General features: G+C 40.4%; 14 protein-coding genes and 1 tRNA gene. 1 reads left to right on the top strand and 14 read right to left on the bottom strand.

Annotation, left to right across the window (positions count from 1 at the left end; genetic code table 11):
• Positions 1–23: 23 nt before the first annotated feature.
• The 13 genes from P5Y91_RS06225 to P5Y91_RS06165 all read right to left on the bottom strand — a co-directional run bounded on the left by P5Y91_RS06225 (position 24) and on the right by P5Y91_RS06165 (position 10,692).
• Positions 24–794, bottom strand: coding sequence for an acetyl-CoA carboxylase carboxyl transferase subunit alpha (locus P5Y91_RS06225; protein ID WP_023920222.1), 771 nt, complete (start codon positions 792–794; stop codon positions 24–26).
• Complete coding sequence (gene accD, locus P5Y91_RS06220; RefSeq protein ID WP_003003810.1) at positions 787–1,653, bottom strand: acetyl-CoA carboxylase, carboxyltransferase subunit beta; 867 nt, start codon at positions 1,651–1,653, stop codon at positions 787–789. The genes P5Y91_RS06225 and accD overlap by 8 nt, the downstream gene beginning before the upstream one ends.
• A 103-nt stretch (positions 1,654–1,756) precedes the next feature.
• The gene (locus P5Y91_RS06215) at positions 1,757–3,121 is read right to left on the bottom strand and encodes an acetyl-CoA carboxylase biotin carboxylase subunit (protein WP_003003860.1); all 1,365 of its coding nucleotides are present in this window, start codon (positions 3,119–3,121) and stop codon (positions 1,757–1,759) included.
• A gap of 13 nt (positions 3,122–3,134) precedes the next feature.
• Positions 3,135–3,560: a 3-hydroxyacyl-ACP dehydratase FabZ gene (fabZ, locus tag P5Y91_RS06210; RefSeq protein WP_277839165.1), complete on the bottom strand. Its 426-nt coding sequence runs from the start codon at positions 3,558–3,560 to the stop codon at positions 3,135–3,137.
• On the bottom strand, positions 3,557–4,045 hold the full coding sequence (accB, locus tag P5Y91_RS06205) for an acetyl-CoA carboxylase biotin carboxyl carrier protein (protein ID WP_003010451.1): 489 nt from the start codon (positions 4,043–4,045) through the stop codon (positions 3,557–3,559). Before accB ends, fabZ begins: the two co-directional genes overlap by 4 nt.
• 3 nt (positions 4,046–4,048) lie before the next feature.
• Positions 4,049–5,281, bottom strand: a complete 1,233-nt coding sequence (gene fabF, locus P5Y91_RS06200) for a beta-ketoacyl-ACP synthase II (RefSeq protein ID WP_003010454.1) — start codon at positions 5,279–5,281, stop codon at positions 4,049–4,051.
• 61 nt (positions 5,282–5,342) lie between these two features.
• Complete coding sequence (gene fabG / locus P5Y91_RS06195) at positions 5,343–6,077, bottom strand: 3-oxoacyl-[acyl-carrier-protein] reductase (protein WP_003010456.1); 735 nt, start codon at positions 6,075–6,077, stop codon at positions 5,343–5,345.
• Positions 6,078–6,089: 12 nt separating this feature from the next.
• Positions 6,090–7,010: an ACP S-malonyltransferase gene (gene fabD / locus P5Y91_RS06190; protein ID WP_003010459.1), complete on the bottom strand. Its 921-nt coding sequence runs from the start codon at positions 7,008–7,010 to the stop codon at positions 6,090–6,092.
• A 22-nt stretch (positions 7,011–7,032) separates the two neighbouring features.
• Positions 7,033–7,998, bottom strand: a complete 966-nt coding sequence (gene fabK, locus P5Y91_RS06185) for an enoyl-[acyl-carrier-protein] reductase FabK (protein WP_037608323.1) — start codon at positions 7,996–7,998, stop codon at positions 7,033–7,035.
• 114 nt (positions 7,999–8,112) lie between these two features.
• A complete protein-coding gene (locus P5Y91_RS06180) occupies positions 8,113–8,337 on the bottom strand; it encodes an acyl carrier protein (RefSeq protein ID WP_003003892.1) in 225 nt (74 codons plus the stop codon).
• Positions 8,338–8,395: 58 nt separating this feature from the next.
• A complete protein-coding gene (locus tag P5Y91_RS06175) occupies positions 8,396–9,370 on the bottom strand; it encodes a beta-ketoacyl-ACP synthase III (protein WP_277839164.1) in 975 nt (324 codons plus the stop codon).
• Positions 9,370–9,804 (bottom strand): fatty acid biosynthesis transcriptional regulator FabT, encoded by a 435-nt coding sequence (fabT, locus tag P5Y91_RS06170; protein ID WP_003003993.1) that lies wholly within the window; start codon positions 9,802–9,804, stop codon positions 9,370–9,372. The genes P5Y91_RS06175 and fabT overlap by 1 nt, the downstream gene beginning before the upstream one ends.
• Positions 9,805–9,900: 96 nt before the next feature.
• Positions 9,901–10,692 (bottom strand): enoyl-CoA hydratase, encoded by a 792-nt coding sequence (locus P5Y91_RS06165; protein ID WP_049482583.1) that lies wholly within the window; start codon positions 10,690–10,692, stop codon positions 9,901–9,903.
• A 240-nt stretch (positions 10,693–10,932) separates the two neighbouring features.
• On the opposite strand from P5Y91_RS06165, the gene P5Y91_RS06160 reads away from it, so the two are divergent.
• The gene (locus P5Y91_RS06160; RefSeq protein ID WP_031575152.1) at positions 10,933–12,288 is read left to right on the top strand and encodes an aspartate kinase; all 1,356 of its coding nucleotides are present in this window, start codon (positions 10,933–10,935) and stop codon (positions 12,286–12,288) included.
• A 92-nt stretch (positions 12,289–12,380) separates the two neighbouring features.
• Here P5Y91_RS06160 and P5Y91_RS06155 read toward each other — a convergent pair.
• Positions 12,381–12,454: transfer RNA gene (locus P5Y91_RS06155), tRNA-Asn, on the bottom strand.
• Positions 12,455–12,536: the final 82 nt, after the last annotated feature.

Here is a 12,536-nt window from a genome sequence, read left to right as displayed (position 1 = left end):
TTGCAAATTGCAAGCTCAGTTTTTTAATATTTACGAAAACGTTGGTAGCGTTGCTCCAAAAGATCTTCGAGAGGCAAGGCTTGTAAAACCTTTAACTCTTCCTGTAATTCCTTCTTCACTTGAGCCAGTAGTTCTCCATTTGAAAATCCATGCTCGGGAATCACCTTATCGACAATTTCCATATTTAACAATTCGTGAGAAGTAATCTTCATCAACTCTGCTGCTTCCATGGCACGACTTCCATCTTTCCAAAGAATAGAGGCGAAACCTTCTGGACTCAAGACTGCATAGATAGAGTTCTCAAGCATCCAAACCTTATCTGCTACAGCAAGAGCCAAGGCACCACCAGAACCACCTTCTCCGATGATAATCGCGATAATCGGCACTTTTAAATCACTCATTTCCATAAGGTTACGGGCAATGGCTTCACCTTGTCCTCGTTCTTCAGCACCAACACCAGGATAAGCACCCGCTGTATTGATAAAGGTCACAACTGGACGGCCAAATTTCTCTGCTTGCTTCATGAGGCGCAAAGCTTTTCGATAGCCTTCTGGATGTGGTTGTCCAAAATTACGTTTTAGATTATCCTGAAGATTTTTTCCTTTTTGGATCCCAACGACTGTAACCGTTTGATCGCCTAAGCGTCCAATCCCACCAATCACCGCACCATCATCACGGAAGTTTCGATCTCCATGCAATTCGATAAAATCATCAAAAATTCCTTGAGCAAAATCAAGAGCAGTCAATCTTCCTTGGTCACGTGCTTCTTTAATAATCTGTGTTATTTTACTCATGTTTACCTCCATGAAGGGCCAATAATTGTCCAACTGTTGCTCGGATTTGGCTTCTCTCCACGATCAAGTCTACAAATCCATGTTCTTGTAGAAATTCTGCTTTTTGGAAATCATCTGGCAATTTTTCACGCACAGTTGATTCGATCACGCGACGACCGGCAAACCCGACCAAGGCCTGACTCTCTGCCATGATAATATCACCTTCCATAGCAAATGAGGCTGTCACCCCACCAGTTGTCGGATCTGTCAATACCGTCAAATAGAATAATTTTTCTTTGGAATGGCGTTGAACAGCCGCAGAAATTTTTGCCATTTGCATCAAACTCACGATTCCTTCTTGCATCCGAGCACCACCGGAAGCGGTAAAAAGAACAACTGGCAATTTTTCTTTTGTCGCAAATTCAAATAAACGAGTAATTTTTTCGCCTACTACAGAACCCATTGAAGCCATGATAAAGTTGGAATCCATGATCCCAAGCGCAACTTTTTGACCTTTAATCAAGGCAGTTCCAGTCAGGACAGCTTCATCCAGTCCTGTCATTTCCCGCACTGCTGCTAGTTTCTTCTTATAATTTGGGAAATTCAAAGGATCTGTCGTTTCGATTCCTGTAAACATTTCTTCAAAGCTAGCTGGATCCACTGTCAGCGCCAAGCGTTCTTTAGCAGAAATACGGAAGGTATAGCCACAATTCGGGCAGACACGCTCACTACCTAAATCCTTTTGGTAAATGGTATGTTTACAACCTGGGCATTGTGAAAATAGTTCATCAGGAACTTCAGGTTTTGGCTGAGGCTCCTTCCAGGCTGACCTATTCGGATTGATCCGAATATATTTATCTTTTTTAGAAAATAATGCCATTACTTACTCCTTATAATATGCTACAGTATCTGCAGCATTACTATAAAAGCCTGAAACTGTGAAGATGATGTTCATACTTCCCTCACAACTCCAGGCTTTTTCATCATTCCTTATTATAATTTGGAAGGAATTGTTCCATCAAAAATGCAGTGTCGTAATCACCAGCGATCACATGCGAATCTGAGATCAAATCCAACTGGAAACTACTATTGGTGGTGACACCATCGATTTCCAACTCATAAAGAGCACGCTGCATTTTCATCAGTGCATCAAAGCGATTTTCCCCATGGACAATGATCTTGGCAATCATACTATCATAGTATGGCGGAATCGTATAACCAGGATACACAGCAGAATCCACACGCAAGCCAACCCCACCACTTGGAAGATAGAGATTAGTGATCTTACCTGGGCTTGGTGCAAAGTTGAAGGAAGGATTTTCCGCATTGATCCGGCATTCAATCGCATGGCCTTTAATGACAATATCCTCTTGAGTAACGGATAATTCTTGGCCAGCTGCGATTTTAATCTGTTCCTTAACGATATCAACTCCTGTTACAAATTCTGTGACAGGATGCTCCACTTGCACACGGGTATTCATTTCCATAAAGTAGAACTCACCCTTGCCTTCATCATACAAGAATTCAATCGTTCCAGCATTCTCATACCCAACTGATTCAGCAGCCCGAACAGCAGCAGAACCAATTTGATTACGAAGAGTTTTTCCGATAGCAATTGAAGGGGATTCTTCTAGAACTTTTTGATTGTTCCGTTGAAGAGAGCAATCGCGTTCACCTAAGTGAATGACATGTCCATGCTGATCCGCTAAAATCTGTACTTCAATGTGGCGTGCCGGATAAATCACCCGCTCCATATACATGGCACCATTCCCAAAAGCAGCTTGAGCTTCTGAGGAAGCAGATTCAAAAGCAGCAACCAAATCTTCTGGTTTTTCAACCTTCCGAATTCCCTTACCACCGCCTCCTGCAGATGCTTTCAACATCACAGGGTAACCAATACGTTCTGCAATCTCGAGGGCTTCTTCAGCAGTATACACTTCACCATCTGATCCAGGAATAACAGGCACTCCTGCTTTGATCATCTGTTTACGAGCATTAATCTTATCCCCCATCAAATCCATGACTTTAGCAGAAGGACCAATAAATTTAATGCCCACTTCCTCACACATGGTCGCAAATTTTGAGTTTTCACTTAAAAATCCAAAACCAGGATGGATAGCTTCTGCTCCTGTTAGAACAGCTGCAGACAAGACAGCACTCATATTCAAATAAGATTCTGTTGATTTAGCAGGGCCAATACAGACTGCTTCATCCGCTAGTAAGGTATGCAAGGCTTCTTTATCAGCAGTAGAATACACCGCAACCGTCTCGATGCCAAGTTCACGAGCCGCACGAATAATGCGCACTGCAATCTCACCACGATTGGCGATTAAGATCTTACGAAACATAGATAGGCCTTTCTTAATTTCCAATTACAAAAGTAAGCGTTCCTGAAGCTGCAAGCTTACCGTCTACCTCTGCTTTCGCTTCAACAACAGCAATTGTTCCACGACGTTTGACAAAAGTAGCTGTCATCACCAGTTGATCTCCTGGAACGACTTGTTTTTTAAACTTCACCTTGTCCATCCCTGCATAAAAGACTAATTTCCCTTTATTTTCAGGTTTTGACAACTCTAGTACACCTGCTGTTTGTGCCAAAGCTTCCATGATGAGAACACCTGGCATAACAGGATATTGTGGAAAATGTCCATTAAAAAATGGTTCATTAATTGTCACGTTTTTAATGGCAACAATCGTATCTTCACTTGTTTCTAAAACGCGATCCACCAAAAGCATTGGGTAACGATGCGGCAAAGCCTCACGAATAGCATTAATATCAATTGTCATTTGATTCGAACCAATCCTTTTCCAAATTCAACCATTTCTTCATTCGTTACCAAAATTTCAGTGACTACCCCATCTTTTGGTGCTGGGACTTCATTCATCACTTTCATGGCTTCGATAATCAAGAGTGTTTGACCCTTAGTGACCTTATCTCCTACAGATACAAAGGCTGGTTTATCCGGAGCTGGCGACAAGTAAGCCACCCCAACCAATGGACTTTCAACCACATCACCTTCTGCAGCCTGAGCTGGAGCAGCAACTGGTTCAGCCGCTACAGCTGGAGTTGCTGGTGCTTCAACAACAGGGGCTACTACAGGAGTTTGAGGAGCTGCTACCACTTCAACTGCAGGAGCAACCGGTGTAGCCGCAACTGAACTCGTTTGGTTTTTACTCAAATTCAATTCTTCGCCATTATTTTTATATGAGAATTCACGCAAAGTTGACGCATCAAATTGAGCCAACAAATCTTTGATTTCAGAAATATTCATGAATTAACCCTCCCAACGTTTAAAGGCCAGAACAGCATTGTGTCCTCCAAAACCAAAGGTATTTGAGATAGCGTACTGAATATCCGCTTCTTGACCTTCACCATAAACAACGTTTGCTTCGATATAGTCAGACAATTCTTTAGTACCAGCAGTTTTTGGTACAAAGCTGTGACGAATCGCTTCGATGGTAGCAATCGCTTCAACCGCACCAGCAGCACCAAGCAAGTGTCCTGTAAATGATTTCGTAGATGATACAGGAACTTCTTTACCAAGTACAGAAACAATAGCTCCGCTTTCACCTTTCTCATTGGCAGGTGTAGATGTACCATGCGCATTGACATAATCGACATCTTCAGGTTTGATACCAGCTTCATTAATAGCCAATTTAATTGCTTTAGCAGCACCTGAACCATCTGGTGTTGGTGTTGTCATATGGTAAGCATCACAGTTTGAACCGTAACCAACAATTTCAGCCAAAATATTAGCACCACGTTTTTGGGCATGTTCCAAACTTTCGATGACAAGAACCCCTGCACCTTCACCCATCACAAAACCATTACGGTCTTTGTCAAATGGGATAGATGAACGTTCTGGGTCTTCTGTTGTTGAAAGGGCCGTAAGAGCATTGAAACCACCGATACCAATCTTAGTAATCGAAGCTTCAGCACCACCTGCCAAAACAACATCATGCATACCAAATTTAATTTCACGGAAAGCTTCACCAATGGCATCGTTGGCAGAAGCACAAGCTGTTGTCACGGATTTACATACCCCTTGAGCCCCAATCTTAAGTGCGATGTTTCCAGCCCCCATGTTTGAAAGAGCTTTTGGAATAAACATTGGTTGGATTCTCTTCATCCCACGTTCATGCATCCGGATAATTTGATCTTCCAATTCTTGCAAACCACCGATACCAGATGATACAATCACACCAACACGATCGCGATCTTCTTCTTCCATGTTCAAGCCTGAATTTTCAATAGCTTCCATTGCAGCATAGATTGCATACAATGAGTAAGTATCCATACGATTTTGATCTTTTTTTACGAAATATTTATCGAATGGGAAATCTTGAATTTCACCAGCATTAAAGACTGGAATTTCAGAAGCATCAAATTTTGTAATGGGCTTGATTCCAATTTTTCCTTCATGAAGGCTATTCCAGAACTCCTCTGGTGTATTTCCGATTGGTGAGGTTACACCGTAACCTGTAACAACAACACGATTTGTAGACATATATATTCTCCTTTTGTCGGATGGATATTTAAGTAAGTGATTTTCGATCAGTGAGCATTCATTATTGCATAGTCATGCCGCCATCAATGGCAATTGTTTGACCAGTTAAATATTCTTGACCTGCTAAGAAAGCCGCAACTTCTGCCACTTCTTCAGCTTGACCAATTCGTTTCATTGGCACTTGAGCTAGCATGGCATCTTTCATTTTCTCTGGAATAGCATCAGTCATATCTGATTCAATGAAACCAGGTGCAATGGCATTCACACGAACGCCACGAGCCGCAACTTCACGCGCTACTGATTTAGTGAAACCAATCAAACCAGCTTTTGAAGCCGCATAGTTAGCTTGACCGATATTCCCCATTAGACCAACAACAGAGGACATGTTGATAATGGCCCCTTGACGAGCTTTAGACATCGGTTTTAAGACAGCTTGAGTCATATTAAAGGCACCTGTCAAGTTGATTTTCAAGACCCGTTCAAAATCTTCTTCAGTCATTTTCAACATCAACTTGTCGTTTGTGATGCCAGCGTTATTGACCAAAACATCAACACTTCCAAGCTTTTCAATTGCTTCAGCCACCATACGTTGCGCATCTTCGCCATTAGAAATATCCCCAGAAATACCAACAACAGTCACACCATAGTCAGCAAACTGTGCAAGCAAGTCCTCAGAAATTTCAGAACGTCCATTTAGGACAACATTGGCACCGAGACTCGCAAATTTATGAGCCACAGCCAATCCAATTCCGCGTGTTGAACCTGTTACAAAAACATTTTTATTTTTAAGTTCCATCTTTACCTCGTTTTAAGCATTCAGAAGTGCATCTAGACTAGCCTGATCTTCGACGTTATGAGTTGGAAGAGTTTTATCAATTTTCTTCAAGAATCCTGACAAGACTTTTCCAGGTCCAATTTCGATGACCTCATCTACACCAAATTCTTGAATCGTAGCAATTGAATCATAGAAACGAACCGGTTCTTTTACTTGACGGGCCAAAAGTGCTTTCACATCTTCTGACTTCATGATAGTAGCTTCTGTATTCCCAACTAAAGGAAGATCAAAATCATTAAATGATACTTTTTCTAGTTCAGCCGCCAATTTTTGACTAGCAGATTCCAGTAAGGCTGTGTGGAATGGACCTGACACATTCAAAGGGATCAAGCGTTTGGCACCTGCTTCCTGCAATAGTTCCACAGCATAGTCCACAGCCGCAACCTCACCACCAATCACAATTTGTGCTGGCGTATTGTAGTTAGCTGGTGTTACTACACCCTTTTCGGATGCTTGTTGACAAATCTCCTCGATCAAACTTGGGTCTGTATTCATAACAGCAACCATTTTCCCACTTCCAGCGGGAGCTGCCGTTTCCATGAATTCACCTCGTTTCGCAACCAAAGCTACTGCATCTTCAAACGAAAGAGCTCCAGCCGCAACCAGGGCAGAGTATTCCCCCAAAGAAAGGCCGGCAACAATATCAGGAGTGATACCATTTTCTACTAAGAGACGATAAATGGCTACTGACGTTGTCAAAATAGCTGGTTGAGTATAGCGTGTCTGATTCAGTTTTTCTTCGTTAGAATCAATCAATTCACGCAAATCATAGCCTAGAATACGACTAGCCGTATCAAATGTCTCTTTAACAACGGGATAAGCCGCATACAAATCGCTCGCCATGCCCAATTTCTGAGCCCCTTGACCAGCAAATAAGAACGCACGTTTTGTCACTATCCTAATCCTTTCGACGTTTTTAGACGTTTACATCTGCCCAACGAGCAGCTTCTTCTTTAATCACCTTGGCAGCACCTGTGTAAAGGTCTTCCAAGATTTCTGCACATGTTTCTTCTTTACGAACAAGACCTGCAATTTGTCCAGCCATAACTGAACCATATTCCACATCTCCATCAACAACAGCGTTACGAAGGGCACCTGCACCAAGCTCTTCAATTTCCTCTTGAGTCTTCTTACCAGCCAAGAAATCTTTTTCAGCTTGGTTATATTCTGTAGCCAATTTATTCTTAATCGCACGAACTGGGTGTCCAACAACTGAGGCTGAAATAACAGTATCAATATCTTTAGCCTTCAAAATCTTATCTTTGAAGTTTTGGTGTGCATTAGATTCCTTAGCAACAGCGAAACGAGTACCAACCTGAACAGCTTCTGCTCCAAGCATAAGAACAGCAGCCATACCACGTCCATCTGCAACACCACCAGCACCAATAACTGGGATAGATACCGCATCCGCAACCTGGCGAACAAGTGCCATGGTTGTCAATTTACCAATGTGACCACCAGCTTCCATACCTTCTGCGACAACAGCATCAGCTCCAAGTTTTTCCATACGTTTAGCAAGTGCTACCGATGGAATAACTGGGATTACTGTAATTCCAGCTTCGTGGAAACGCTCCATATATTTACCTGGGTTTCCGGCACCTGTTGTAACAACCTTAACACCCTCTTCGATAACGAGGTCGACGATGTCATCTGCAAATGGTGACAAAAGCATGATATTAACACCGAATGGTTTGTCAGTGATTTGTTTTACTCTATCAATATTAGCTTTTACCACTTCTTTAGGGGCATTACCACCACCAATAATTCCGAGTCCACCAGCATTTGAAACGGCTCCAGCCAAGTCTCCATCAGCAACCCAGGCCATACCACCTTGGAAGATTGGATATTTAATATTCAATAGTTCAGTAATTCGTGTTTGCATTATACCTACCTCTTTTTTCACTTAAGTAATAGTTTGAGTTTAAAAGATTGTTTCTTTGAGCCTCAAACTATTACCTAAATAAGAGAGAATATCTTTCGATACTCTCATCTATCATTATTTTGTTTTTTCTTCTACGTAAGCGACAAGGTCACCAACTGTAGACAATCCTTCTTCAGTTTCGATTTGGATGTCAAAAGCATCTTCAATTTCAGAGATCACTTGGAACAAATCCAACGAATCTGCTTCTAAATCTTCAAATGTAGATTCAAGAGTTACTTCTGATGGTTCTTTACCAAGTTCTTCAACGATAATTTCTTGTACTTTTTCAAATACTGCCATGATAGGCCTCCTTAAAAAATAATATATAAATTTTTAAAATGTGTTTCCACATGTTTAACTAGATTGTAACAAGAAGTGTGCCCCATGTCAAACCTCCACCGAATCCTGTCAGAAGAATTTTTTGACTTCCATCCATCTTGATTCGATGATTCTCGACACACTCCGATAATAGAATGGGGATACTAGCAGCACTAGTGTTCCCATATTCCATCATATTTGCTGGGATTTTCTCTCTAGAGACACCCAGCTTCTTTGACATCTTATCTAACATTCGGTCATTCGCCTGGTGTAACAGAAAATAGTCAATCTCTTCTGCTTCCATTGAGGCGTCTGCTATTATTTTTTGAATACTTTTCGTGACATCACGAATGGCAAAATCAAAAACTGCCCGTCCGTCCATGGTCAGATATCTTCGATCAGAAACTTCATCTGAATAAGGAGAAGACAAACCCAAATAGCAAGACTCCAGACTAGCACCTCGGCTACCATCCGTAAAAAGATTTTCAGCCAAAAACGATTTTTGATCACTCGCTTCAAGCAAGACACCACCAGCTCCATCTCCAAAAAGGACTGAAGTAGAACGGTCTGACCAGTCTAATACTTTTGAAAGCGTCTCACTACCGATCACAATTCCTCTCCGGTACATACCTGAAGAAATGTATTTTTCAGCAGTGGCTAATGCAAATACAAATCCGCTACATGCTGCAGTCAGATCAAATCCAAAAGCTCGAGTAGCTCCAATATTAGCTTGTACCCGGGCTGCAGTTGATGGCATTAAGCTGTCTGGAGTAATCGTAGCCACAAGGATGAAATCAATTTTCTCAGCGTCTAAGTTTGCTTTTGCTAATAATCTTTGTGCAACGACTGTTGCTAGATCACTTGTCGTCTCATCTTTTGAAATGTGACGCCGAAGGATACCTGTCCGACTACTGATCCATTCATCACTTGTATCCATGATCTCAGCCAAATCATCATTTGATACGACTTGGTCAGGTGCATAATGAGCAACTTGACTAATTTTAGCAAAGACCATTATTTAATTTCCTCCAAGAAACGATACAGATTTTGCAATCCTTTTTGCATCACTTTCTTCTCTTCGGGACTCATATCTCCAATAATCTGGTTGACCATCCGTTTATGGAATTGCTGATGAAGACGATAAAGTAGACGACCGTTCTTCGTTAAACTCAAGTGTACAACCCGGCGATCAACTTCCGATCTTCTTCTTTCGATATACCCTTTGCGCTCAAGATTATTCAAACTTGTCGTGACAGTCCCCAAAGTCACCATCAACTCCCGTGAAATATCACTCGGGGTTGCATTCGGTGTCGAACCAATCACATCGATCGTATGCATTTCTTTAATAGAAACATCTTTGAATCGACTTGCTCTTAGACTCGACTCCTCAATAACCAAAACATTATTAAAGATGGATGTTAAATAGTCGTTAACTAATTGGTAATTCAAAACTCCACCTCCTAATTTTACTTTGATAGTCAAATTTTATCAAAAATGAAAATAATTTGCAAGCATTTTTTCACAAAACATAGAAAAAATACAAATTTATTTTCCTTTAAATTGTGGCCGACGTTTCTCGGAGTAGGCAATAACCCCTTCCTTGAAATCTTCTGTAAATGCTAGTTTCTTTTGCAAATCCAATTCAAGACCCGCATATTGGTCCCATTCTTTCAAGAACGCTTCCCAAACCATTTCTTTCATGGCAGCATAAGAATTTGAAGATCCTCTTCTTAATTTTTTAAGCAATTGCTCAACCGTTTTATCGAGTTTTTCAGATTCACAAACACGATAAGCTAGGCCATAATCAAATGCCTTTTCAGCAGTCAAAGCTTCACCCGTCATTACTAAATGAGTAGCCCGAGACATGCCAATGGCTTTTCCTAACAAGAACAACCCACCTGCATCTGGTGCTAAACCAACGCCAACAAAGGCTTGGATAAATTTAGTACGATCACTAATAATACAAAAATCAACAGCTACTGCAATGTTGGCTGCTGCTCCTGCGACCGCTCCATCTGCCACCATAATAACCGGTTTTGGTAATTGCTTAATTTTCTTTGAAATCGTATTAACTAATTCAGCAATTAAAACAAGAGACTCGATGTCATCCGCATCGACTGCGCGTTTCATTTCGCTCAAATCTCCACCAACTGAAAAGATTTTCCCTTCTGCTGATAGAATAATGAATTTTACTTCCTCATTTTTTTCTGCATCTTCCAGGGCAGCTAAAATTTCCTGACACATTGGAATGTTAAAACCATTGGATACTTCAGGACGATTTAAAGAGATTGTCGCGAGGTCGTTTTCGACAGAATACAAAATTGTTTCAAACATCACAGACTCCTTTTGTTTAAATATAAAATATTTTGACATTAAAACTTTTGAATTATAACATATCATACCACAAAAAAGTAAAATAGTAAAATATATCTATAAGATGTAACAAAATTGTAAAATTTGAATAATTACAATTTCTCCCCTCTACAGAATCAATTATTTTATGCCCTATTTGTAAATACATTGTATCAATAACTGAACTTTGGTATAATGTATTAATGAAACTATTAAGGAGAAAATATGAAAGTAACTAAATTCGGTGGAAGTTCTCTAGCATCAGCTTCTCAATTAAAAAAAGTACTTAATATCATTAAAGATGATCCAGAAAGAAGATTTGTAGTTGTATCAGCTCCAGGAAAACGCAACGCTGAAGACACAAAAGTAACAGATGCTCTGATCCGGTATTATAAAGAATTTACTTCAGATAAGGATGTCACACAAACACAACAGTGGATTATTGAACGTTATCGTGCCATTACAGAAGAATTGGGTCTCAAAGATTCTATTATTCAGGAAATTGCTGAAGATATCTATGATCTGACAAATTTGCCTAAAAAAGGAAATCCATTTACATACGATGCATTCTTAGCAGCAGGTGAAAATAACAATGCTAAACTCATTGCTGCCTATTTCAATCAGAATGGATTAGAAGCAAGATATATCCATCCAAAAGAGGCAGGAATCACGGTCACTGCAGAACCTTCTAACGCTCGTATTTTACCATCTAGTTACGATAAAATTGAAGAACTAAAAGATTCAAGTGAAGTGATTGTCATTCCAGGATTCTTTGGTGTTACCCAAGATGGGGATATTTGTACATTTTCTCGTGGTGGATCCGACATTACAGGATCGATCATTGCAGCAGGTGTAAAAGCAGACTTATACGAAAACTTTACAGACGTAAATGGTATTTTTGCAGCACATCCAGGTATCATTAAACACCCACATTCTATTCCTGAATTAACTTACAAAGAGATGCGTGAATTAGCCTATGCTGGCTTTTCAGTTTTACATGATGAAGCTCTTGTGCCAGCCTACAGAGGTAAAATTCCATTAGTCATTAAAAATACAAACAATCCGGACCACCCAGGGACCCGAATTGTTTTGGAACATTCAAATGATCATGTAACTGTCGTAGGAATCGCTGGAGATTCAGGGTTTGTAAGTATCAATATGACCAAATACCTCATGAACCGTGAAGTTGGGTTTGGTCGAAAAGTTTTACAAGTACTAGAAGATCTTAATATTAGTTGGGAACATATGCCAACTGGTATCGACGACCTGTCCATTATCTTACGTTCACGTGAGCTTACTCCAATTAAAGAACAAGAAATTTTAAAACAATTAACGCAAAAGCTAGAAGTAGACACCGCCGAAATCGAACACGATCTTTCAATCATTATGATCGTCGGTGAAAAAATGAAAAGTCAAGTAGGGGTTACCGCAACTGCAGCTAAAGCACTATCAGAAAACGAAGTGAATATTCAAATGATCTCACAAGGTTCTAGTGAAGTCTCTATTATGTTCGTTGTAAGTAAGGATCAAGAAGAAAAAGCTATTAAAGCTTTATATCAAGCATTCTTTCCAAATAACTAGTTAACTAAAGGCTCCGTATAAAAACGGAGCCTTTAGTTTTATAAGATAAAAATAAAAAGATCAATAAAAATTGATCTTCACTTTCTTATGTACTCCGCCAGTAGGACTCGAACCTACGACATCATGATTAACAGTCATGCGCTACTACCAACTGAGCTATGGCGGAATAAAGCTAAGCGACTACCTTATCTCACAGGGGGCAACCCCCAACTACTTCCGGCGTTCTAGGGCTTAACTGCTGTGTTCGG

Origin of the sequence: Streptococcus taoyuanensis (assembly GCF_029589235.1) — a bacterium.
GTDB lineage: Bacteria > Bacillota > Bacilli > Lactobacillales > Streptococcaceae > Streptococcus > Streptococcus taoyuanensis.
This window is presented reverse-complemented; position numbering and strand designations above follow the sequence as displayed.